The organism is Polynucleobacter necessarius (assembly GCF_900095185.1).
In the GTDB taxonomy this organism is placed as follows: Bacteria; Pseudomonadota; Gammaproteobacteria; order Burkholderiales; family Burkholderiaceae; genus Polynucleobacter.
Genome location: NZ_LT606948.1, coordinates 66,802 through 90,951, shown reverse-complemented (window position 1 = coordinate 90,951; position 24,150 = coordinate 66,802). Strand labels below are relative to the sequence as shown.

18 protein-coding genes, 1 tRNA gene and 3 pseudogenes are annotated in these 24,150 nt (G+C 45.8%); 7 read left to right on the top strand and 15 right to left on the bottom strand.

Features of this window, described 5'->3' with window-relative positions:
- Positions 1–51: 51 nt before the first annotated feature.
- The 3 genes and pseudogenes from DXE31_RS00500 to DXE31_RS00490 all read left to right on the top strand — a co-directional run bounded on the left by DXE31_RS00500 (position 52) and on the right by DXE31_RS00490 (position 2,978).
- Positions 52–1,012, top strand: a pseudogene (locus tag DXE31_RS00500) (pyridoxal-phosphate-dependent aminotransferase family protein).
- 132 nt (positions 1,013–1,144) lie between these two features.
- The gene (locus DXE31_RS00495; RefSeq protein WP_114697428.1) at positions 1,145–1,552 is read left to right on the top strand and encodes a GlcG/HbpS family heme-binding protein; all 408 of its coding nucleotides are present in this window, start codon (positions 1,145–1,147) and stop codon (positions 1,550–1,552) included.
- 27 nt (positions 1,553–1,579) lie between these two features.
- Positions 1,580–2,978: pseudogene (locus tag DXE31_RS00490) on the top strand (DEAD/DEAH box helicase).
- Positions 2,979–3,006: 28 nt separating this feature from the next.
- Here the strand turns inward: DXE31_RS00490 and gluQRS are convergent.
- Entirely contained in the window at positions 3,007–3,957 is a 951-nt protein-coding gene (gene gluQRS, locus DXE31_RS00485; protein WP_114697427.1) for a tRNA glutamyl-Q(34) synthetase GluQRS, read from the bottom strand.
- A gap of 3 nt (positions 3,958–3,960) precedes the next feature.
- Here gluQRS and dnaE point away from each other — a divergent pair, with 3 nt between their 5' ends.
- On the top strand, positions 3,961–7,578 hold the full coding sequence (gene dnaE, locus DXE31_RS00480; protein WP_114697426.1) for a DNA polymerase III subunit alpha: 3,618 nt from the start codon (positions 3,961–3,963) through the stop codon (positions 7,576–7,578).
- A 27-nt stretch (positions 7,579–7,605) separates the two neighbouring features.
- Here the strand turns inward: dnaE and DXE31_RS00475 are convergent, their stop codons facing one another.
- Genes DXE31_RS00475 through DXE31_RS00465 form a run of 3 tightly spaced genes read right to left on the bottom strand, consistent with a single transcriptional unit; the run spans position 7,606 to position 10,314 of the window.
- Entirely contained in the window at positions 7,606–8,754 is a 1,149-nt protein-coding gene (locus DXE31_RS00475) for a glycosyltransferase family 9 protein (protein ID WP_114697425.1), read from the bottom strand.
- A 22-nt stretch (positions 8,755–8,776) separates the two neighbouring features.
- Positions 8,777–9,556 (bottom strand): glycosyltransferase family 2 protein, encoded by a 780-nt coding sequence (locus tag DXE31_RS00470; protein ID WP_114697424.1) that lies wholly within the window; start codon positions 9,554–9,556, stop codon positions 8,777–8,779.
- Positions 9,553–10,314 (bottom strand): glycosyltransferase family 2 protein, encoded by a 762-nt coding sequence (locus DXE31_RS00465; protein ID WP_114697423.1) that lies wholly within the window; start codon positions 10,312–10,314, stop codon positions 9,553–9,555. The genes DXE31_RS00470 and DXE31_RS00465 overlap by 4 nt, the downstream gene beginning before the upstream one ends.
- 10 nt (positions 10,315–10,324) lie before the next feature.
- Here DXE31_RS00465 and msbA point away from each other — a divergent pair, with 10 nt between their 5' ends.
- The gene (gene msbA / locus DXE31_RS00460) at positions 10,325–12,088 is read left to right on the top strand and encodes a lipid A export permease/ATP-binding protein MsbA (RefSeq protein WP_114697422.1); all 1,764 of its coding nucleotides are present in this window, start codon (positions 10,325–10,327) and stop codon (positions 12,086–12,088) included.
- A 12-nt stretch (positions 12,089–12,100) separates the two neighbouring features.
- Here the strand turns inward: msbA and rng are convergent, their stop codons facing one another.
- From rng to DXE31_RS00420, 8 genes and pseudogenes are all read right to left on the bottom strand, one after another.
- Positions 12,101–13,564: a ribonuclease G gene (gene rng / locus DXE31_RS00455; RefSeq protein WP_114697421.1), complete on the bottom strand. Its 1,464-nt coding sequence runs from the start codon at positions 13,562–13,564 to the stop codon at positions 12,101–12,103.
- On the bottom strand, positions 13,561–14,196 hold the full coding sequence (locus tag DXE31_RS00450) for a Maf family protein (RefSeq protein WP_231969216.1): 636 nt from the start codon (positions 14,194–14,196) through the stop codon (positions 13,561–13,563). The genes rng and DXE31_RS00450 overlap by 4 nt, the downstream gene beginning before the upstream one ends.
- Positions 14,189–14,632: a 23S rRNA (pseudouridine(1915)-N(3))-methyltransferase RlmH gene (gene rlmH, locus DXE31_RS00445; RefSeq protein WP_114697419.1), complete on the bottom strand. Its 444-nt coding sequence runs from the start codon at positions 14,630–14,632 to the stop codon at positions 14,189–14,191. The genes DXE31_RS00450 and rlmH overlap by 8 nt, the downstream gene beginning before the upstream one ends.
- 63 nt (positions 14,633–14,695) lie before the next feature.
- Positions 14,696–15,040 carry a ribosome silencing factor gene (rsfS, locus tag DXE31_RS00440; RefSeq protein WP_331851968.1) on the bottom strand — a complete coding sequence of 115 codons (345 nt, stop codon included), beginning with the start codon at positions 15,038–15,040 and terminating at the stop codon, positions 14,696–14,698.
- A 41-nt stretch (positions 15,041–15,081) separates the two neighbouring features.
- A pseudogene (locus DXE31_RS00435) lies at positions 15,082–15,732 on the bottom strand (nucleotidyl transferase family protein).
- A gap of 64 nt (positions 15,733–15,796) precedes the next feature.
- Positions 15,797–16,708 (bottom strand): oxygen-dependent coproporphyrinogen oxidase, encoded by a 912-nt coding sequence (gene hemF, locus DXE31_RS00430; RefSeq protein WP_114698608.1) that lies wholly within the window; start codon positions 16,706–16,708, stop codon positions 15,797–15,799.
- A 40-nt stretch (positions 16,709–16,748) separates the two neighbouring features.
- Entirely contained in the window at positions 16,749–18,026 is a 1,278-nt protein-coding gene (gene purD, locus DXE31_RS00425) for a phosphoribosylamine--glycine ligase (RefSeq protein WP_114697418.1), read from the bottom strand.
- A 63-nt stretch (positions 18,027–18,089) separates the two neighbouring features.
- Positions 18,090–18,809: a YebC/PmpR family DNA-binding transcriptional regulator gene (locus tag DXE31_RS00420; RefSeq protein ID WP_114697417.1), complete on the bottom strand. Its 720-nt coding sequence runs from the start codon at positions 18,807–18,809 to the stop codon at positions 18,090–18,092.
- Positions 18,810–18,961: 152 nt separating this feature from the next.
- Between DXE31_RS00420 and DXE31_RS00415 the strand changes: the two genes are divergently transcribed.
- Positions 18,962–19,046 (top strand) — tRNA-Leu (locus DXE31_RS00415).
- A 59-nt stretch (positions 19,047–19,105) separates the two neighbouring features.
- Here DXE31_RS00415 and DXE31_RS00410 read toward each other — a convergent pair.
- From DXE31_RS00410 to lptF, 3 genes are read right to left on the bottom strand one after another with little or no spacing between them, the layout of a single operon-like run.
- A complete protein-coding gene (locus tag DXE31_RS00410) occupies positions 19,106–20,047 on the bottom strand; it encodes a CysB family HTH-type transcriptional regulator (protein WP_114697416.1) in 942 nt (313 codons plus the stop codon).
- Positions 20,048–20,107: 60 nt separating this feature from the next.
- Positions 20,108–21,262 (bottom strand): LPS export ABC transporter permease LptG, encoded by a 1,155-nt coding sequence (gene lptG / locus DXE31_RS00405; RefSeq protein ID WP_114697415.1) that lies wholly within the window; start codon positions 21,260–21,262, stop codon positions 20,108–20,110.
- Positions 21,259–22,374 (bottom strand): LPS export ABC transporter permease LptF, encoded by a 1,116-nt coding sequence (gene lptF, locus DXE31_RS00400; protein WP_114697414.1) that lies wholly within the window; start codon positions 22,372–22,374, stop codon positions 21,259–21,261. The genes lptG and lptF overlap by 4 nt, the downstream gene beginning before the upstream one ends.
- Before the next feature lie 163 nt (positions 22,375–22,537).
- On the opposite strand from lptF, the gene DXE31_RS00395 reads away from it, so the two are divergent.
- Positions 22,538–24,142: a leucyl aminopeptidase gene (locus tag DXE31_RS00395; RefSeq protein ID WP_415078037.1), complete on the top strand. Its 1,605-nt coding sequence runs from the start codon at positions 22,538–22,540 to the stop codon at positions 24,140–24,142.
- Positions 24,143–24,150 lie beyond the last annotated feature (8 nt).

Sequence of the window (24,150 nt, the reverse complement as noted above, 5' to 3'; positions counted from 1 at the left end):
CATTAGCACCAGAAATAACCACCTATAAACACACCTTAAGCGAGACAAAGCATGTTGAAACTTGATAACCACGCGTCAGGACGCCACTTTTTACATATTCCTGGCCCTAGTCCCGTTCCTCCGCGAGTATTGCGCGCCATTAGCTATCAAACCATTGACCATCGTGGCCCTGAGTTCGGCGCATTTGGTTGTCAGGTATTGGATAACATTAAAAAGATTTTTAAAACCGAGCAACCGGTCATTGTTTATTCGGCATCCGGAACAGGTCAGTTTGCTAATTTGTGGCGCGCACTTACTAAGCGTCTTGGTTTGGAAGTGGAGGTAGTAGGTAAGCCTGGCCAAGATACTTGGCGTTGGGGTGTCGATGCCTCGATGATTGAAGAGCGTTTACGTAAAGATACACAGCACGAAATCAAGGCTGTGTGCGTAGTTCATAACGAAACTTCCACAGGTGTGACATCGAATATTGAGGCCGTGCGCAAAGCGATTGACTCACTGCAAGTAAGCAAAGCAAAATATCCAAAGCCTATATTGGGCTTGGGATGAAATGTTAGAATCTAATAAGACTGGTTATTGGCCTACAACGCCAAGTACAAACCTAAGGTATGGTTTGCATGAAGCGATGGATATGATGTTGGCCGAAGGTTTGGATACGATCTTTGCGTGTCACCAGCGTTTAGCTCGTGCTTCTCCTGAAGTCGTAAAAGCATGGGGACTAGAAATTCAGTGTCAAGACCAAGATTGTTATTCACCAGTGCTTACCTGTATTGCAACTCCTGAAGGTATGGATGCTGACGTATTACGTAAACATGCTTGAGAGAAATTTAACCTTTCCTTAGGAACTGGTTTAGGCAAGATTAAAGGCAAGGCATTCCGCATCGGCCAATTTGGGTGACTGTAATGATCTGAGCTTGATGGCGGCATTATAAGCGGGGTGGCAAGGAGTCTGGGCTCTATGGGCTACAAGCCCAAGGCCAGTGGGGTTGTTGCCGCTCAAGAATTCCTCAAATAATCAACTAGTTGGGTGGAGACAGGGCGTAGTTAGGCTTGTAGGTCTGAGTCTGGCGACACCCCTTATACTTCAAGTATTCACATTGATAGTGCTTTGCTCAAATAAAACAAATTCGAGACAGAAAGATTAAATATGACTGCAACTAAACCTTACTTAACTCAAGCTGATGTTCAAAAGATTTTGGAAGCAGCGAACAAACATGCTGCGGCCAATAATTGGGCGGTGACGATTGCTGTTTGTGATGACGGTGGTCATATGTTGGGTTTAATTCGTCGCGATGGTTGTGCTCCTGTTTCTACCTACATTGCACAAGAGAAAGCGCATACTGCTGCAATGGGTAAACGCGAAAGTCGCGTTTACGAAGAGATCATTAATAATGGCCGCACTTCATTCTTATCTGCGCCCCATATCTCGGGTATGTTGGAAGGTGGCGTCAATATCGAGGTAAATGGGTTTACCATCGGCGCAGTCGGCGTTTCCGGCGTTAAATCGACCGAGGATGCTGAAACTGCTAAGGCCGGCATTGCGGCAATCCTGTAAGTTACCTTGACAAATCCTAATATCGAAATCAACTCTCTTTTAGGGGTTAGCGAAGCTGCCCCTAGTGCTACCAGCACTAACACTCCGGTAAGAATCACTTTTGCTGACTTTGGTTTAGATCCGGAAATTCAAAAAGCGGTTCTGGCGCAGGGTTACACGACTCTCACATCAATTCAAGCGCAATCGATCCCGCATGTATTAGCGGGGCGGCCCAGATAGGTGCAAGTAAGACCGCTGCCTTAGTGTGCTGCCCATTATTCAGAAGATTTTGCGTCACGCGAGCAATAGTGCATCTCCAGCACGTCACCCAATTCATGCTTTAGTGCTTACACCAACACGTGAATGAGTCGTGCAGGTTGCTGAGAATGCAGCTAGTTATTCGAAATACACTGATCTACGAGCTGCCGTCGTCTATGGCGGTGTGGATATGCAAGAGCGGGTAGCTTGCGCAATGGCGTAGAGATCCTGATTGCAACCCCAGGGTGATTGCTCGATCATATCGGTTCTAAAGTTGCAAATTTAGCGCAAGTCGAGATTTTGGTTTTAGACGAAGCCGATCGCATGTTGGATATGGGTGTTTTGCCAAATTTACAACGCATTACTAATTTGATTCCTGTGCAAAGACAAACCCTCTTGTTCTCGGCAACATTCTCGCCAGAAATTAAAAAGTTAGCCCAAAGTTATTTGCGTACCCCAGTAACGGTTGAAGTGGCACGTCAAAATGCCGCCGCCGATACTGTGAAGCAAGTGGTGCATATGGTCTCTGCCGCCGATAAACAGCGAGCCATTGTGAATGTTTTGGAGGCACGCACACGTCAGGGTTTATCGCGTTAGTGCATTATCTTTACTAATAGCCGTTTAGGTTGTGCAAAACTTTCACGCGCACTTGAGCGAGATGGTATTAAAGCGGGTGCGATTCATGGAGATAAGAGTCAAGGTGAGCGTACTTTAACCTTGGATGCCTTTAAGTCTGGTGCAATCGAAGCTCTAGTTGCCACAGATGTCGCTGCGCGGGGTTTGGAGATTCCGGATATGCCTCGTGTGATTAATCACGAGTTGCCATACAACGCAGAAGACTTTATTCATCGCATTGGACGAACCTGGCGCGCTGGTAGTAAGGGTGATGCTATTTGCTTTAGTTGATCCTAGTGAAAAGCGTTTGCTTGACGATATTGAAAAGCTCATGAAGTGTAAGTTGGATATAAAGCCTTTACCTGAGGGGGGAGCGGCACCAAGCCGTGCATCATCGAGCGGACCTAACGAGGCCCCAGCAAAAATGTCTGACCCTTTCTTTTATATGCTTTATGAACCTGGAGCATCGACTGTATCCACGACTGATGCAGCAATTCCAGAAAAGAAAAAAGTGGGCATTACCCCAGCTAAGCCAGCAGCTGGGGTTTTGCTGGGTGGAGTTAAAAAGAAGTAGCTCACTCACTCATGAGTTTGAGAAGTAACTAATTTCTCCATGCGCAGGTGGCTGCTAATAGCCACTCTACAATAGTAATATTTTCACTATCAGGCAAATTGTTTAATCCCAAATGTTTTGCTGCCTTGCGTAACTCAAGAAGCACATGCTTTTTATCCTGAGTATGAATTTGAGTTGCTAGAGTTTGCTTGCTAAGTTTTTCGCCATGCTCATCTAGGACTAGGGGGAGATGCATATATTTTGGGCGTCCATAGTCAAGTAGTTGTTGAAGATAAATTTGTCTTGCAGTGTTGCTCAATAGGTCTTGTCCACGAATGATATGAGTAATATCTTGCTCCGCATCGTCAACAACAACAGCCAGTTGATACGTAAATAGATCGTCACTGCGTCGCAAAACAAAATCACCCACTTCAGTATTGAGGTTTTGACTTTGTTGGCTGAGTGCTAAATCCTCAAATGCAATTAGACACTCTTGGGGGAGTGCGAGACGCCAAGCCTTTCGTATATCCCTGAATATCTCGGGGGAATTGCTCAATAAATTAGCAGGCCGGCACGTGCTGGGGTAGATCATTTCTTGATTACGAGGCGTCTTGACACCTCGTTGCGCCAAAGCATTGCTAATCGTTTGCCTAGAGCAGGTACAGGGGTATAGGCATCCAAGCTGGTTTAAGGACTCAAGAGCCCGCTGATAATGAACTTGGCGTTTGGATTGGTGGATGATTTCCTCGTCCCATGAGAGTCCGCAAGCAAGTAATTGCGCTTGAATTTGTTGGTCTGCTTCCGGAACGCAGCGCGGGGTGTCTAAATCCTCGATTCTGAGAAGCCATTTACCCCCATTTTTACGGGCATCGAGCCAGTTTCCAAGGGCGGCCACTAAAGATCCGGCATGAAGTGGACCAGTGGGCGAAGGGGCGAATCGCCCGCAATAGCCGTTAGTTGTGGAGGAGGGGTGTTTGAGATTGGACACAGCTAAAATCATCTCATGGCTTCACCCAGTTTTGTACATCTTCGCATTCATTCTGAGTTTTCAATAACGGATGGAGTCGTGCGCATTGATGATGCAGTGGCAGCTGCAGTCAAAGACGAGATGGGCGCATTTGCCATTACGGATCTCAGTAATTTATTTGGCTTGGTACGGTTTTATACCGCTGCACGGTCTAGTGGTATCAAGCCCATTGCAGGAGCAGATGTTTGGATTAGTAATCCTCAGGACCCAGACCAGCCCCATCGTTTATTACTCTTAGTACAAAACCATTCTGGTTATCTCAATTTATGTGAAGTGCTAAGTAGAGCATCCTTAGAGAATCAAGCGCGTGGTCGGGCCGAAATAGCTGCGGCATGGTTTAGTGAGCCAGCAACTAAAGCTGAGGATAAAGCTGCTAAGCGGACTTTATCTCATGGATTAATTGCTCTGTCTGGAGCACATATGGGTGAAATTGGCTCAGCGCTATTGGCTGGTCAGGACGATCAAGCCAAGATGATTGCAAGACGTTACGAAAAACTGTTCCCAAACTCTTTTTATATTGAGGTTCAGCGCGGTGGTAATCCCCAAGACGAGAAGCAATTGCAGTTAGCGTGCCATCTTGCCAGTGAACTCGATTTACCGGTTGTAGCAACACACCCTGTGCAGTTTATGCAGAGAAGTGACTTCACAGCGCATGAGGTCCGCGTTTGTATCGCTGAAGGTGAATTGCTCGGTAATCCACGTCGCAGCAAAAAATTTAATGAAGAGCAGTATTTCTTGACACAAGAAGAGATGGAAAAGCGTTTTGCAGATTTGCCGACTGCCCTGGCAAACTCTGTAGAAATTGCGAAACGTTGCAATCTTTCATTAGTTCTAGGCCAACCGCGTCTGCCAGATTTTCCAACGCCACCAGGCATGATTCTGGATGAGTATCTGTTAGCACAATCTGCAGTAGGTTTAGAGCGACATATGGAGCGTAACTTCCCAGATCCCGAGGAACGTTCGAAAGAAATGGCGCGCTATCACGAGCGTCTTGTGTTTGAGGTCAAGACAATTTCACAAATGGGCTTTCCTGGCTATTTCTTGATCGTGGCAGATTTTATTAACTGGGCAAAAAATAATGGCGTACCAGTTGGTCCTGGCCGCGGATCTGGTGCAGGTTCTCTAGTGGCCTATTCGCTGGGCATTACGGATCTTGACCCATTGCGTTACAACTTACTCTTTGAGCGTTTTCTTAATCCTGAGCGGGTATCGATGCCAGACTTTGATATCGACTTCTGTCAACATGGTCGCGACCGTGTCATACAGTACGTTAAAGATAAGTACGGCAAAGATGCGGTAAGTCAAATTGCTACCTTTGGAACTATGGCTGCTAGAGCGGCGATACGAGACGTAGGACGCGTATTGGAGCAGGGGTATAACTTCGTTGATGGGATTGCCAAGCTAGTGCCGAATAAGCCAGGCCAATACATGACGATTGAAATGGCTAAGAAAGAAGAAAAGCAATTAGCGGAACGTGAAAAAAATGAAGATGAAGTGCGTCAATTGCTTTCCTTGGCACAGCAATTGGAGGGCATTACTCGTAACGTCGGTATGCATGCCGGTGGCGTATTGATTGCTCCAGGGCGACTAACCGATTTTTGTCCTCTCTACACGCAAGAAACCAAAGATCAAGATAACAGTTCTGTCATGAGTCAATTTGATAAAGATGACGTTGAGGCGATTGGCTTGGTGAAGTTCGACTTCTTGGGCTTGACTACTTTGACCATTTTGGCCGCAGCTGAGCGTTGGATTAAAGCGCTTCATGCTGATCGTAAAGATTGGAATATCGGTGATATCCCGCTTGATGATGATAAAGCCTTTGATGTTCTCAAACGCGCCAATACCGTCGCTGTGTTTCAGTTGGAAAGCCGCGGCATGCAAGGCATGCTTCGTGAAGCCAAACCAGATCGCTTTGAAGATATCATTGCTTTAGTAGCCCTGTATCGTCCAGGTCCGATGGATCTGATCCCTGACTTTATTGAGCGCAAGCATGGTCGTCAAAAAGTTGAGTACCCAGATCCTCGCATCGAGCCTGTTCTGCGAGAGACCTACGGCATCATGGTCTATCAAGAGCAGGTGATGCAGATGGCGCAGTTGATTGGCGGCTACTCGCTAGGTGGTGCCGATATGTTACGACGCGCGATGGGTAAGAAAAAGCCAGAGGAGATGGCGCAACATCGCAAAATTTTTAGTGATGGTGCAAAAGCAGGCGGCATGTCTGAAAGTAAGACTAATGAGATCTATGACTTGATGGAGCGCTTTGCAGGCTATGGGTTTAATAAGTCTCATGCTACTGCATATGCACTCCTCGCCTATCAAACTGCTTGGCTCAAAGCGTATTACCCCGCTGAATTTATGGCGGCCAACTTATCACTCGCCATGGATGACACCGATAAGGTGAAGATTTTGTATGACGATTGTTTGGCGAATCATATTCGCGTGTTCTCACCCGATATTAATACGGGAGTTTACGAGTTCACTCCGTTGCGCGCTTCGGATGCTGCGCCGGATTCACCTATTAGGCATATTCGTTATGGTTTGGGTGCTGTGCGGGGTACTGGTGAGACGGCAATTGAGTCGATTGTTAAAGCTCGTGAGGCTGGTGGACCCTTTAAAGATTTATTCGATTTCTGCGCTCGCGTAGATCGTCGTCAAGTCAATCGTCGTGCAATTGAGGCTTTGATGCGCGCCGGTGCTTTTGATAGCTTGTATCGCGACTCTATTCCTGCAGGTGGTAGTTTGTATGACATTCGCTCAACCTTACTTGCATTCCTCGCGCGGGCAATTGAAGCAGCAGAGCAAGCGGAAGCATCAATACACCAGGTGAGTTTGTTTGATGTGACTGACGAAGAGACTTATCATCTTCCAGAGTTGATGCGCGAGCCAGTCTGGTCGGAGAAAAAGCGCCTGCAAGAAGAAAAGACTGCCCTAGGTCTGTGCTTAACTGGTCATCTATTTGATGCATATCGTGAAGAGACTTCTCACTTCATTCGTCAGTCGTTAGCAAAAATTACCGAAGGTAAAGATCAACTGATTGCCGGCATTATCACTTCGGCACGAATGCTCACTGGCCAACGTGGCCGTATGATGATTGCTACGATAGATGATGGCACTGCGGCACTTGAAATTACGCTTTATAGCGAAGTTTACGAACCCAATCGTTCATGGTTAAAAGAAGACGAACTCTTAGTAGCCAAGGTAAACGTTACTCCAGATAAATTCTCTGGAGGTATGCGTATCGTTTCTGGCGCAGTGATGGATATAACAGGCGCTCGTATGCGTTTTGCGCGTAACGTGCATGTCTGTATTGATAATGCGATTGATATCAAGCTCCTTCGTAATCAAATTAATCCCTATTTGATGATTAACCGCGTAAGGGATCCAAAGTTGGGCGGTCATACTTTAGCAGCGCCCGGATCAAACGATGGCATGAAAGGCTTAATGTTGACCGCTGCCGTAACAACCAGTGGTGGGGCATGCTTAATGCAATTCCCAGAAGAATTGCGTATTTACCCAGACGATGCTTGTTTGCACAGTCTGACTCAAATCTTAGCTTCCAAGCAAACAGATCCCGTACAGGTTCAATACCACTAAGTATTGCATACTGTATGGAAGATAGTGCTATTGTTGTAAAACTTTCTCAATAGCTTCAATCACTTGTTTGGGTTCGAGCAAATCCAAACATTCACTATAACTATCGGCCTTATCTAGACAGCCTGCCTTACGACAGGGCACGCATTGACCAGGACCTTGCAAAATGGTGACATTGCCAACAGTTTGGCTGCGGGCCCTAATTTGATATGGTTGTTCACCTATAAAACCATTTGGCCAAGGGCCAAAGTTGGTCGGTGGGGTTGCACCAAACAGAGTGATCGTGGGGATATTACAGGCAGCTGCTAAGTGGGTGATGGAGGTATCCACTCCAATATATAAAATTGCAGTGCGAATCAAAGTACCTGCCTGCGGAATAGATAACTTTCCTGCAGTATTAATGACGTGTTTTTGGGTTTGCTTATCTAGCAAAGAGATGATGTCGTGATTGAGTTGAACATCTTGTTTAGCAGGGGATGCACTTAATATCACCTGAAAGCTTTGTTGCACTAGCCATGTAATAAGTTCTTGCCAATATGCTAGGGGCCAACGCTTGTAAGCCGTTAGTGGCCCTGGATGGATGACGACATAGGGTTGTCTGAGTTCACCAGCAATTACTGGAGTAAGGGGTTCACCTTCAGGGGCTATTACCGAGATTGGTTGAGTAAATAGATCTGCAGGTTTTCTGAAGAAGGCTTCAAGGAGGCGCAGCTTCTCGGTAATGACATGCTGCTTGAAATAATCTACATCTACCGTATGCATGCAAACAAATTTCTTCCAAGCGTTTTGTTTCTCACTCTTGCTGCGCTTGGTTTGATCTTGTACATCTTTTCCTTGTGGATGGCCACCCAGTACACCAATACGTCTGAAGGCGGCTACAAGACCATATAGATATGCCCTGTCACTGGGCTGTGTGACTATGGCTAAGTCATAATGCTGAAATAAACGATTAAACAATGCACCAAAACTAGGGCGATCGGAGGTTTCAATGATCTCTGCAATATTGGAGTTTCCATGTAGCATTTCGAGTTTGCCGCGGTAACCCAGAAAATGAAACTCCGCCTCAGGCCAGAGTTCTCTAGCTTTGCTAATGAGGGGGGTGGTTACTAAGACGTCCCCAATTTGCCGAGTGGCGATGAATAATACTTTTTTAGGTTTAAGCTTGAAGTACACAGTCATAGCTACTCAAAGACTCAAAGATTCAAAGTGCCTTTGCCATAATTTTTTCACGTACTCGACGGGCATTCTCAGTCGCATTACTTTGATCATGGATTTGATGAAAGAGATGTAGCACCTCGGTAGCCCATGATCCTGACTTGCGATGAATGCCATGGTGTTGTAGGCGGAAAATAAAATCGGCATCCTCATGACCCCACCCCGTCATCGTTTCGTCAAAGCCGTTTATTGCCTCAGCATCCGCTTTCCAGCAAGCCATATTGCAGCCCTTAATTCTGCGCCAAACAAATTTTTTGTAGTCTCGCCATGAGCCATTTCCAAGTTTGAACTTGAGGGGCCAGTATTTATTGATGCTGCCACTTAGTCTTTTGCCAAGCAGATTTTCTGAGAAGCGTGCGAAGTTCCAGTTTGGCCACAAAAGTAATTCTTGAGTCAAGCTTTCATTTAACAGGATCCTGCTACCAGTAACTAAGTATGCTTTCTGCGCCAGAGAGCGATGCTGCGCTACAAAGTTGGGTTGGACAATGCAATCGCCATCCAGAAATACAAGGTAATCTCCGTGGGCTGCTTGAATAGCTTGATTGAAGATCTGGGTTTTCCGAAAGCCATGATCCTCTTGCCACAAGTGGGTAAATGCGATTGGGTGCGAGGCTTTGCATTTTTCTATCACTTGTTTGGTGCTCTCAGTAGAGCCATCATCAGCAATAATGATTTCAAAGCGTTGATCGGTTTGGGTAGCCAAGGATTCAAGACAAAGCTTGAGGGCTTGTGGCCAGTTGTAGGTGGCCAGCAAAATCGAAATCATTTACTCGCTTCCTGATGCAGGTGCCATACCTTGATATACCGATAGTAAGTTCCTTGGCCGTTGGAGATTGCTAAGGCAAATCCCTGAGGGCCATCCAGGAAGCCGGAACGCAAAATATAGGTGCGGAAAAATGCCCAAGCGCCATGAAGGACCGCTTTAAGGGGGCTGCTGGTTTTACCTTTAGCAAAAGCTTGTTCGGCTGATGCTGTGGAATAGCGATCCAATTTTTGTAACACTTGAGAATAGTTCATGAAGCTGTAATGCAGCATGGGATTTTCCAGCTTAGCAACTTGGCCAGCTGGAATGAGGCGTTCATGCACCAGATCATCCGAGAAGCGGGCGGTACCGCGCTTAAATAGACGGTCTACGTAGTCTGGGCTCCATCCAGAGTGACGGATAAATCTACCGCAATACCAAGATAGACGGGGGATGGCAAAGCAGTTGATATTTGCGCTATGGTGAATGGCCGTCAAAATCTCGGATTTGAGGGCCGGGGTAAGCCGTTCGTCAGCGTCCAAGGAGAGCACCCATTCCCCAGTAGCTAAATCTAGGGCACGGTTCTTTTGTGGGCCAAAACCAGACCAATCTGAGGGTTGGGATACTAGCGCACCATGTTTTTGAGCGATTTCTAGAGTGCGGTCAGAGCTGTTGGTATCAACCACGACGATTTGCTGGGCAATACCCTCTAGCGAGGCCAGACAATCGTCTAAATTGACCTCTTCATTGCGGGTAATGAGTATGACTGATAAGGTGGGCATAATTCATTATATGAATGCTCAAGACCGTGCCGCCCTAAATCGCTTAATTACCTACCTAAAGCCCCATATTGGCCTGATTATTGGGTCCCTAGTGGCAATGGCTTTTGTGGCTGCAGCAGAGACCTCCATTCCGGCGTTGATGAAGCCTTTATTGGACAAAGGCTTTACTGGTCAACTCAATAGTAAGTTATGGCAAGTACCAGTTTTCTTGGTTGGCTTGGCTATGGTCCGTAGTCTGGCTCAGTTTTCATCAAACTACCTGCTTTCCAAAGTGATTAATTCAGTGCTCTTAAAATTGCGTGAGCAAATGTTTCAAACTTTGTTAAATGCAAGCACTGCTTTTTTTCAGAAAAATTCTGCATCCAATTTAATTAATGCTGTGGTGTTTGAAGTGAACAATGTGCTGAACATCATGGGTGGCATGCTTATTAGTTTGGTCAGGGATTCACTTACGGTTATAGGTTTGATGGGTTATTTGATTTATCTCAACTGGAAACTAACTCTTGTAGTACTCATTATTTTTCCGGTTATCGCTTTTATTATGAGCAAGATTAACCGTCGTCTACGTTCTCTCAATCGAGAGCAGCAGACGCTGACTAGTGAACTTGCCTATATAGTTGAAGAGGCCGCAGCAGGTTATAGGATTGTGAAGGTGCATGGTGCGGAACAGTATGAGATGTCACGTTTTCTAAATAAGGCAGATCGACTGCGTCAGTTTGCCTTGAAATCAACGGTAGCGGGCGGTCTGAATCAGCCTATTACACAGTTGATTGCGACTATGGCCTTATCGCTGGTGCTCGTCATCGCTTTGATGCAATCGGCGACAGAGGGCACCACTGTTGGTGGTTTTGCTGCCTTCATTACTGCAATGATGTTGGTCATTTCCCCTTTGAAGCATTTGGCAGACATTAATCAACCTTTGCAACGCGGCCTTACTGCAGCAGAAATGATTTTTGGATTAATGGATCAACCTTTCGAAGAAGATGAGGATCGCAAGAAAAATATGAGACCGCTTGATAAAACAAAAGGCGGAATACGTTTTGAGAATGTTAGTTTTTCATACCAACAGGAAAATGGACGTCAGGATGCTTTGAGTAATATTAATCTCACCATTAAGCCTGGTGAAGTAATTGCTTTTGTTGGACCATCTGGCGGTGGTAAGTCTACCTTGGTGAATTTATTGCCAAGATTTTTTAAGCCTACCAGTGGGCACATATATTTGGATGACATTCCACTTGAAGAAATTGTGCTTGCTGATGTGCGTCGACAGATCGCTTTTGTAAGTCAGGATATCATTCTTTTCAACGATACGATTGCAGCCAATGTGGCTTATGGAGCCACTGATGCAGGCGATATTCATCGCGGTCGCGTCATAGAGGCTTTGGAAGCGGCTAATTTAAGTTCCATAATTCAAGAATTGCCAGATGGTATTGACTCGATAGTGGGGGATAACGGTAATCGCCTATCTGGTGGTCAGCGCCAGCGTTTAGCAATTGCACGCGCAATTTATAAAGATGCTCCAATACTGATATTGGATGAAGCAACTTCTGCATTGGATTCTAATTCTGAGCGTCAAGTGCAAGAGGCGCTAGAGACTTTGATGGCCAACCGGACTACTTGGGTAATCGCTCATCGCTTATCTACGATTGAGCATGCCAATCGTATCGTAGTGTTAGAGCACGGCAAGATTGTGGAAAATGGTTCGCATGAAGAGTTGATTAAGAATGATGGCTTGTATGCGAACTTACATCGCATTCAATTTTCAAACGCTTAAATTGAATAAAATTTAACCAAGAACAATATCGTATTGTTCTTGGCGGAAGCTACCTTCTGCTTGAAGAGTAATTGGTTTAGCAATGAAGTCGCCAAGCTGAGCTAAAAATTGATTTTCTTCTTCCAGAAATAAGTCAATTACATCTGGTGCAGCAACAATCCGAAACTCTTTTGGATTAAATTGACGGTGTTCACGCACAATCTCACGCAGAATTTCATAACAAATAGTTTGAGCGGTTTTGACCTCCCCTTTACCGAGGCAGGTAGAACATGGCTCACAGGTAATATGAGCCAGAGACTCCCTGGTTCGTTTGCGGGTCATTTCGACTAAACCTAAGGCAGAAAAATCACTTACCGAAGTGTGTGCATGGTCGCGCTCAAGGTTGCGCTTAAGCTCATGTAGTACAGATTCCTGATGATTTTTGCCAACCATGTCAATAAAGTCGATGATAATGATGCCGCCAAGATTGCGTAAGCGTAATTGACGGGCAATCGCTTGCGCGGCTTCAAGATTTGTCTTAAACACGGTGTCGTCGAGATTGCGTGCACCGACATAGCTTCCGGTATTGACGTCAATCGTTGTCATGGATTCAGTTTGATCAATCATAAGATAGCCGCCAGACTTAAGATCTACTCGACAACCAAGTGCTTTATTAATTTCAGCATCAACGTCAAATACGTCAAATAGCGCATGTTCTCCACGATGCAGTGTCAGTTTGCCTAACAAGTTCGGCATATAAGCATTGGTAAATGCTTTAAGCTTTTCAAAATTCTCAGCAGAATCCACGCGGATTTGAGTGGATTCTTCTACAGCAACGTCGCGCAATACTCTCTCAGCTAAGCTTAAATCTTGATAAAGCAGGGTAGGAGCAGGATTATGCTTCATTGCGGCCTGGATGTTTTCCCAGGTAGTCCGTAGATACAGCATGTCATGCTGTAGTTCAGTGTCGGAGGCGTCTTGAGCACTGGTGCGAACAATAATCCCGCCCTTCTCATCAGGAGCCATAAGGCCAGCAAGACGAGCTTTGATTGCCTCTCGTTCGTCAGGCTGATCAATACGTTGAGACACGCCAATGTATTGATCAGTGGCAGTATCACTTCCTGCTGGGGGGAGGTAAACTAAATTGCGTCCGGCAATGCTGAGTTGGGTGGTTAAGCGAGCTCCTTTAGTGCCTAAAGGGTCTTTGAGCACCTGAACCAAGAGTGTTTGACCTTCAAACAAAAGTTTTTCAATTTGAGCTTGAGGATTATTTTTAGTGATGTCTGCAACGTGCATAAATGCAGTGCGTTCTAGGCCAATTTCGATAAAAGCCGATTGCATGCCTGGTAATACACGCACTACTTTGGCTAAATAAATATTCCCAACAATTCCACGTTGGCGAGTGCGCTCAATTTGGAGGTCTTGGACGGCCCCTTGCTGAATTAAGGCAACACGTGTTTCTTGTGGGGTGATATTAATCAGTATCACTTCGTTCATAAGCTGTTGACTTGGGCGCGATTCAATAAAAGCATTGTTTCATAAATAGGTAGTCCCATGATACCGCTATAGCTACCTTTGATTGAGGGAATAAAAGCCCCACCCAATCCTTGGATGCCGTAGGCGCCAGCCTTACCAAATGACTCACCACTGGCGATATATGCGGCAATTTGCTCTGAGGATAAATCCGCAAACTGAACTTCAGAAACTTGTATCAGTTGCATTGGTTTTTCCCTAGGGCTTACAAGTACGGCAATTGAACTGAGAACCTCATGTGTTTTACCACTGAGCATTTTCAAGATTCGAGCTGCATCTGCAGCATCAGAAGGCTTACCCAGGATTTCACCATTAGGGTGATTAGGTAGACTTACAGTGGTATCAGCGCACAGAATAGGGGCCCAAGGTAAACCCGTTTTTTGCCATCTCCAGAGCGCTGCGTTACATTTGGCTAAAGTAACGCGTTGTACATAGCCATGAGCTTTTTCTTGGAACAGAGGTGTTTCCATGGATTCGCCGTCTTCATCAGGAGTGGGTAATAGCATTTCAAAGCGAATACCGATTTGCTTTAAAAGTTCTTGGCGACGAGGGCTTTGCGAGGCCAGGTAAATAAATGTATGCACGCTATCACTCACGATGGTAGGGATGACCTTGTAAAATAGTCCAGGCTCGGTACAGCTGTTCGATGAGTAAGACTCGGGCCATCGCATGGGGTAGGGTTAAGCTAGAGAGTCGCCAGATTGCTTGCGCGCCACTTTTCAGGCAGGGATCTAAGCCATCAGCGCCACCAATTAAGAATGTAATATTAAAGCCTTCTTGGCGCCAGCTTGCAAGTTGGATCGCTAAATTTTGCGTGGTTTGGTCTTTACCGCGTTCATCTAGGGCGGTGACACGAGATCCCTTGGGAATAGCTGCCGCAATTTTTACCGCTTCTTTAGCAGGGCTGAGATCGGGTTTGATTTCTTTGATGTCAATGCTACAATCTGAGGGCATTCTTTTGATGTAATCATGGGTTGCGGTTGCAACCCAATCGGGCGTTTTGTGACCAACCGAAACAATTGTGAGACGCATAAATGCAGGCGATCAGAAGGTTATTCGTCGTCTTCAGTTTGGCTGTCTTTCGCAAGACCTTTACTACCAGCCAATTTCACGCGCACTGGTTTGCCCCCAAATTCCCTCAAGCTGGTAATAAGAGTGTAGTATCGGTTGCAAAATATGGACCACGATATCGCCACAATCAACCAAAACCCATTCTCCCGTTTCCAGACCTTCGACAGAAATCACTTCGCCACCCTTAGCATTGACTTCTTCTTTAACCGACACAGCCAAAGAACGTGTTTGGCGATTGCTGGATCCAGTAGCAATGATGACGCGATCAAAAAGCTCGCTTAATTTAGTAGTGTCGTATACGCGAATATCTTGTGCTTGTACATCTTCAAGAGCATCAATGATGACGCGTTGCAATTTTCTTAAGTCCATATTTTCTCGGCAATCATTTTGTATTTAGGTTGATCTTAGCTTTATTGCTGGTACAAGCCCAGATTTGTAATGATTTCTAGGGTGTGGCTTGGAATTTCTTCTGCGGAAATAGAACTCCTAGAGTTTGATTTGAGGCACTCTCGTAACTGGGTAGAGGAAAGATCTACACGAAGACTGTGATCAATGTATATGAGGCCCGCTACGCTCTTTTCAAGGGCATCAACATTCATTGTTTGATGTTTCTTCAAGAATTGACTGAGCTCAGAGCTCACCGTGGGGCTCATTTTTGGCCCGAGGTCATGATTGGGTCTACTGACAACGGCAAAATTCACAAATTGACAGATCCTTGCCCAGGAGTTCCAGCTAGGCACTGCTACCAAGGAGTCCGCTCCCATCAACCAAGTTAAAGACGCCTCCGGTCCAAATCGTTCGCGCAGGGCTTTGACAGTATCAATGGCGTAGCTTGGTCCAGCACGATCGATTTCCATGCGATCAATGCCGACTTAAGTGGGCACATTAAAATATAAAAATGCTCGCGCTAAATCAATGCTGGCAGCCTCGGTTAACTGTAAGCGTGTTTCTGCTGGAGTAATTTCAGTTCCTTTTTGCCAAGGCTTACCACTAGGAATCATTAGTAATGCGTCTAGGCGAAGTAACTTGGCAAAATGAGTAGCAAGACGAAGGTGGCTAATGTGAGGGGGGGGTTAAACGTACCACCCAGAATACCAATTTTTTTAAGAGTGCTCAACAGGATGCTCAGGCCAGCCAGTCATGTGGCTTCAAGTAGTAATCGTATAGCTTAGCCTCAGGAGTTCCAGGCTTGGGTTGCCAGTCATACCACCATTGCACTACCGGTGGCATGGACATCAAAATCGATTCTGTACGACCACCAGAGTGCAGGCCAAAGATAGTGCCTCTATCGAAGATCAGATTGTACTCTACGTAACGACCGCGGCGATATTCTTGGAAGGCCTTTTCTTCCACAGTGAAGCTATCTTGATAGCGACGTTGCACGATAGGAAGGTAAGCGTTTATGAATGCATCACCAACTGCGCGAGTCATTGCAAAACTCTTTTCAAATCCCAATTCATTAAAGTCGTCAAAGAAAACGCCGCCAATACCACGAGGCTCCTCGCGATGTTTTAGATAAAAATATTCATCACACCATTTTTTGAAGCGGGGATAAAGTTCCTCACCACATGGGTCTAACGCATCCTTAGCGGTTTGATGAAAGTGCGTGCAGTCTTCATCTACGCCGTAATAGGGAGTGAGATCAAAGCCGCCACCAAACCACCAAACCGGATCTTTATCAGGCGCCTGAGCAATAAAACAGCGTACATTCATATGAGTGGTTGGAGCCTTAGGATTATAAGGGTGAAAAACCAGTGATACGCCCATCGCCTCAAAGCTGCGTCCCGCCACTTCTGGGTGGTGATGTGATGCTGAGGGTGGCATCTGTTCGCCACGGACATGTGAAAAACCAACCCCACCTTTTTCTAGGATATTACCGCCAGCCAAAATGCAAGTACGACCATATCCTTTGAGTTTGCTATCTTCCGGCTTGTGCCATTCATCAGCAACAAAAGCCTTTCCATCTAGAGCGCCCATCGCGCTTGTGATGCGATCTTGTAGGCCTAAAAAATAATCTTTTAGGGCGGCGATATCAATTTGTGTATGTTGGTCTGACAAGGTATTTATCTTTATCAATTTATTTGATGGCGCGATAGCCAATATCTTTGCGATATTGCATGCCATCAAACTGGATATGCTTAATCGCTTCGTACGCTTTTTGTTGGGCACCACGAACGGTATCGGCAAGACCTACTACGCAGAGTACACGCCCACCTGAAGTAACTACCTCGCCATCTTGCAGTTTAGTGCCTGCATGGAAAGTAATTTGGTCCTCGGTATCCGCCGGAATTCCAGTGATAAGGTCTCCAGTGCGTGGAGTTTCTGGGTAATTGTGGGCTGCAAGCACAACACCTAATGCAGTGCGTCGATCCCATTCCAACTCAACTTCGTTAAGTCGGCCATCTACAGCATGATCTAAAGCATCGACGAGATCGCTACGCAAGCGCGCCATGATCGGCTGAGTCTCTGGATCTCCCATACGGCAATTAAACTCTAAAGTTTTGATCTTGCCATCGGGCGTAATCATTAAACCTGCATATAAGAAGCCGGTATATGGAGTGTCATCTGCTTGCATCCCTTTAACTGTTGGCATGATGACTTCACGTAATGCGCGCGCATGAATTTCAGGGGTGACAACGGGAGCAGGGGAGTAAGCTCCCATGCCGCCAGTGTTGGGACCTTGATCAGCATCGAGTAAGCGCTTGTGATCTTGGCTAGTTGCCAAAGCGAGAACGTTTTTGCCATCTACTAAAACAATAAAACTAGCCTCTTCACCAGTTAGAAATTCTTCAATGACAACCCTTGCACCAGCATTACCCAGCTTATTGTCAGCTAGCATCATGTCAACCGCTGCATGCGCTTCTTCCAAGTTCATGGCGACCACTACACCTTTGCCAGCAGCCAGACCATCGGCTTTGATCACAATCGGCGCGCCTTGTGCGTCAAGATAGGCATGCGCTTCAAGAGCGCTGCTAAAGGTCTGGTAGTCGGCGGTAGGAATGCCATGACGTTTCATAAACGCTTTTGAAAAATTCTTCGAGGATTCTAATTTGGCTGCTAACTGTGATGGTCCAAAAATTCTAAGACCATTATTGCGGAAGACATCGACTATGCCAGCAGCAAGGGGCGCCTCTGGACCTACAACAGCCAGGTGAATTTTTTCGCGTTTTGCAAAATCTGCTAACTCTTGTAATCCTGTAATGGGAAGATTTTCAATACCTGCAGCAGTTTGCTTGGCAGTAGCTGTGCCACCATTACCTGGGGCAACATATATCTTTTGCGCTTGTGGAGATTGAGCTAGCTTCCATGCAAGTGCATGTTCACGTCCACCAAATCCGATCAATAAAATTTTCATAACCAGTTATTTGTTGTAGTTAGCATTAAAGAAAGTGTCATTAAAAGAAATGAATACTCATGATTAAAGTGCGGCGTTAGTAAATACTTCTTGAACATCATCGAGATTCTCTAGGGCATCCAACAACTTCTGCATACTTTCTGCTTGCTCACCCTCTAGGGCGATTTCAGTTTCGGGACGCATTGCGACGGTTGCTAGTGCAGGCTTAAGCCCTGCCTTATTGATCGCATCTTGTACTTTTGAAAAATCAGGAACTGGGGATAACACCTCAAGTGAGCCATCATCGTGAGTGATGATATCTTCGGCACCAGCATCCAATGCTACTTCCATTAGTAGGCCTTCACTTGTGCCTGGTGCAAACAACATTTGACCGCAATGCTTAAACAGAAAAGCAACAGAACCTTCCGTACCCATATTCCCTCCGTTTTTATTGAAGGCATGACGAACTTCAGCAACGGTACGGGTGCGGTTATCGGTTAAGCAATCGACGATCATGGCAGTGCCATTGATTCCATAACCCTCGTAACGTATCTCCTCGTAGTTCTCACTCTCAAGTGAGCCAGTGCCGCGTTGAATCGCTCTTTGCACGTTGTCATTGGGTATATTGGAATCTTTGGCTTTATCAATTGCCAGGCGTAAACGGGGATTGGTAGCAACATCGCCACCGCCCAGTTTGGCAGCCACGGTAATTTCGTTAATGAGCTTGGTCCAAATCTTGCCGCGTTTTTCGTCTTGACGACCTTTACGGTGCTGAATATTTGCCCATTTCGAATGGCCAGCCATACTGGTAAGTCCTTTTAATAATCTTGCTACAGGATCTCATTTTAAAGGGTTCTAGGGCTGCGGTAGGGGGTAAGCAGGCATTTTTTGTTACACTCTCACGTCTTAGCAGCAACAAAGCATCAAAGTCAGCAGAATTTCCACTGCAATCACCTGCCTCGGTGATGGAATTGGTAGACGTGCCGGACTCAAAATCCGGTGCCGCAAGGCGTGGCGGTTCGAGTCCGCCCCGAGGCACCACCCAAGAATATTAGTCTTTAGTAATCCCCAATACACTCTCCAGCAAATGCCCTGTTAGGTTAGATTTCATAAGAATCTGCTTCGTTTGACATAGCTTGTTCAACGATTTTCTTCGTAAGTGTAGGTGAGAAGAGCTCAATGAAGGTATAAACAAAAGAGCGTAAGTAAGCTCCTTGCTTTACGCCAAGATGGGTGACGTTATTGCCGAATAAGTGTCCAGCGGGAAGCGTTTTGAGATTGCGGTCACGATCGGGGTCGTATGCGTGGCCAGCAACAATACCAATGCCCATTCCTGTTTCTACATAGGTTTTGATTACATCGGCATCAATGGCTTCCAAAATAATCTCTGGCGTGATGTTTCGTGGCGCAAAGGCGGCATCTATTTTGCTGCGACCTGCAAATGCTTTGTCATAAGTGATGATGGGATACTTGGCGATCTCCTCCAATGTCAGAGTGGCCTGATTGAGAAGAGGGTGGCTGAGTGGCACCATGAGGACGTGTTGCCATTGATACCCTGGTAAAGCAAGCACTCCAGGAGTGTTGGCAATCCCTTCAGTAGCAATTGCAATATCTGCACGATCGTGTATGAGTAGTTCGGCAATTTGGCCAGGGCTACCTTGCTGAATACTTACCTTGACCTTTGGAAAACGCTTCGTAAACTCGGTGAGTACTTGAGGAAGCGCATAGCGCGCTTGTGTATGAGTAGTAGCGATCGCAAAACTACCCTGATCTTGGCTTGCAAAATCTTTACCAACCCTTTTTAAGGTTTCTACTTCATCGAGAATGCGCTCAATTGAGCTGAAGATGCGTTTGCCGGGCTCAGTTAAGCAGCGGATTCGCTTGCCGTGGCGACGGAAAATCTCGACGCCTAATTCGTCTTCGAGTTCGATAATCGCCTTCGATACACCTGGCTGAGAGGTAAAGAGCGCCTTTGCAGCGGTGGTGAGGTTGAAGTTTTGCCTAACGGCTTCCCGAACAAAGCGAAATTGATGAAGATTCATAAGGATTCCTGTATATATATACTATGTTATAGGAATCAAATTCTAAATGATTTTTAGATATTAGGCCTTAGAGACCCAGCGCAAACCAATCAATGCCAAAAGGAAATACAGTAAGGGTGACGCTAAGGCAGTGATCAACGCTGGCCAAGAGCCCAAAAGTCCCACATTTGAGAACAGCGAATTAAACAGCTGAAAGCTCATGCCAAGCATAATGCCGCCAAACACCTTAATTCCAACGCTTCTGGCGCGCACCTTCAAATAGGCGAATGGCAGTGCAAGTATCAGCATTACAAATATTGTGAACGGGTAAATAATTTTTTTCCAAAATGCGATCGAATGTCGCTGAACGTCTTGCTTGTTATCACGAAGGTGAGAGATGAAGCGACCCAAACTGACAATAGACATTTTTTCAGGACTTATCAATAACACGCTCAAAATTTGGGGCGTGACTTCTGATTCCAGAGTCAGCATAGGATGCTTGAGAGTTTGTGTGGAAAATACTGGGTTCAGAGGATCCGACTGTTTTGTTGCTTTAAAGCGAGTTTCGACCACATCGTTTAAGACCCAAACGCCACTCTCGTCAAAATACCCTGAAGATGCATTGCGAATCGAGAGCAGGTGGTAAGAGTCATTAAATTCATACATCCGAATATTGTGAATTGCATTATCTTTGTCAATTTTTCCAACGTTGACATAGCGCACACCAGGACGAACAGGCCCACTGCCATCTTCATCGCGTAAACGATCTTTTACCCATACTCCCGTTCTAAACTGGGAAGAATAGGCTGAGCCCAGCGCCTTCATCCGAATTTGATCTGACTTTGCTTCGGTATAAGGACCAATCCACTCGCTTACGATGAGTGTGAGCACAATCAGAGGCAGTGAGATTTTGGTAAGAGTGATTAGATCTCGCTTAACATCCAGACCTGCGATGCGCAAGATGGTGAATTCTGATTGACTGGCGAGCATGGCAAAAACATAAATACTGCCGATTAAGCCTGCAATGGGAATGATTTCAGAGATACGGCTAGGAGCTTTAAGGACAACATGGAGTAGTGCTAAGGGAAGTGTATATGCACCTTGCACTGCGCCAAGCTCAGTCAATATGTCAAAGAATAAAAATAAAGCTACTAAGGCAAATAAGATGAAGCTAAAAGCTACATAAATTTGCTTAGCTAAATAGCGCTCGTAGATAAAGGGGAAAAGGAGCTTCATTTACGGGTCATTGCGGCAGGCAGTTGACGGCGCCACCACTTCAAGGAAGAATTAATACGGTTGCGAATCAAGATGGTTGCAATCAAGAGCGCAAGTAAATGAATTGGCCAGATCGCCACAAACACACTAATCTTGCCTTGAGAGACAAAATTCTGGGTGAGATTCAGAAGGTTGCTGTAGATGAGATAAATCAGTACCGCATAAAACATGGCGGTGTAATTACCAAGGCGAGGATTGACATATGCTAGCGGGATGGCAATGAGCACTAAGCCCAAGGCCATCAATGGCAATCCAATTCGCCAGAGTAGTTCGGCACGGTTGGGATTAATGGCCGCAGGATTAGGGTCATCCAATAATTCATTGACTGTTTTTTCGCGGTCACGTGGCGCCGGCGCTAAAGCATCTTTACTGCGAATCTTGGTGCTGTACTCGTTAAATTCGAGAATCCTAAAATCAGGCTCTGTAGGATATCCCTCGTAGCGTCTACCGTTATGGAGCACAATCGATTTCTCGCCGCCTGCTGCGTTTTCGATGTAGCCGGTGGATGAAACGGCAATGCTCAGACGACCATTTTTAGAGTCGGCCACGAAGATATTTTTTACTTCGCTTTTATCAACGTCAAGTTCTTCAATAAAAAAGACCCGCTCGGCTTTTGCAGACTCTTGAAATTGTCCAGCACTCACCATGGAAAGGTCATCCCTTTGCTGAAAGCGCTGACTAATAAGTGTGGATTCTCGATTTGCCCAAGGCCACACAAATAGTGCGAGCAAAGCAATGATGAGGATGAGGGGTGTGGCAAATTGTAGAATTGGGCGAATGAGATTGGTAACACTCAAGCCACTCGCAAACCACACAATCATTTCTGAATCTTTATACCAGCGTACTAAAACAATGAGGGTTGCGACAAACAAAGATACTGTTAAAAGTACTGCGAGATAACCTAGAGTGGCTAGAGCAATTAAAACGAGCGCATCTTCTGGGTTGACTGAGCCATTAGCGGCATAGCCCAAAATACGGATCACTAAAGTGGTCACCATGATGGTGACTAAGACCAAAAAGACCCCGCCAGTTGTAAAGCTGAGTTCACGGCGAAGGGCCTGTTTAAAAATCATGAGAGATAAGGTTCTGGATGGGTTAGGTTATTGAGGTTGATAATTGGCTTATATTGGAACCGATAAGGGAAGTTATTCTCATGTCGGAGGATAATGGATAAATGACCTTAATTCGTGTCTACCCCTCTTTGAATCGACCAAAACACTGTAATAGATTATGACAATTCAATTTAATACTAAGATTTTCCCTCAAGCCGACCTGCAAAGTGCAAAACTCCAGAAATCTAGCCTTAAATTATTACTGAGTCATAGCACCAATTGTTTAGTTCTTGGCTATTCTCAAGCGGATTTTGATGGTTTCTCTGGCGCTAAGGGCGCCAAAACTAAGGTGGGATTTTTGTCAGAGTTAGACCAATTTCTCGATGGCTCAGTTAATCATGCCAATGTCGTTGGTGATTTGGATTCCAAGCAGGCTTCGATATGTATGTTGCGAGCAGAAAAAGCTTGGGCCGTAAACGGGGTTAAAGCTAAACGCGTCTTGTTAGTTTGTTTGGGTGATATACATCTTGCGAGTGAGCGGACTTTGACTATTTTTTCAAAAGTAGCTCGCGCTGCGTTAAAAGCGCTTAGTGGCGGATCGATTGAAAATGCACTTTGGTTTACCCCCAGTTTTGCGCTATCCCACAATGCGGACTTCATTGCTGAAGAGGTGCGTTTAATAGTTCAATATGCAGGCGATCAAGCTTATTGTTTTGGCGTACGTCAGCCAACAATGAAATTTAAAGCCAAAGACAAAGCGGATAAATTTAAAAATTTAGTGTTTGCTGGTAACAACGCCTGTGCCAAAGAGCTGAAAGCTGCTGTGGAGCAGGGTGTGGCGATGGTTGAGGGGATGCACCTGGCAAAAGATTTGGGTAATTTGCCACCGAATATTTGCACGCCAACTTATTTGGGTAAGATTGCACAGGGTCTCAGTAAAAAAACTGGCCTTCAGGTTGAAGTTCTTGGGCTCAAGCAGATTGAGGCCTTGGGTATGGGTGCTTTCTTATCGGTTGCTAAGGGTTCAGAAACTCCGCCGCAATTTATTGTCATGCGCCATCAAGGCGGTAAAACGGGTGAGGCGCCAATTGTTTTGGTTGGCAAAGGGATTACTTTTGATGCAGGTGGCATCTCTCTAAAGCCTGGAGAAGCCATGGACGAAATGAAGTACGACATGTGTGGTGCCGCTTCTGTGATTGGCACAATGTATTCCGTTTCTCTCATGAAACTTAAAAAGAATGTCATTGGTGTCGTGCCTACTTGTGAAAACATGCCATCTGGCCGTGCAAGTCGTCCTGGCGATATCGTCAAGAGCATGTCTGGGCAAACCATTGAGATTTTGAATACGGATGCAGAAGGCCGCTTAATTTTGTGTGATGCACTGACTTATGTTGAACGCTTTAAGCCTGCTGCTGTGATTGACGTCGCCACTTTAACAGGTGCTTGCATCATTGCTCTAGGCCATGTTCACAGCGGATTGTTTTCTGATGATGAGGGTTTAGTTAATGAGCTCACGAAGGCGGGTCATGCCTCTTTGGATACGGTATGGCGTCTACCTTTAGATGCCGCCTATCACGAGCAACTGAAATCGAATTTTGCTGATGTGGCTAATATCGGTGGACGCCCAGCAGGTAGTGTCACTGCAGCGTGTTTCTTGTCGCGCTTTACAGAGCAATATAAATGGGCTCACTTAGATATCGCGGGAACTGCTTGGAAGAATGGTGCTGCTAAAGGCTCAACTGGCAGACCCGTACCCTTGCTGGTGAACTTCTTGCTTGAACGCAAGTAAATACAGAT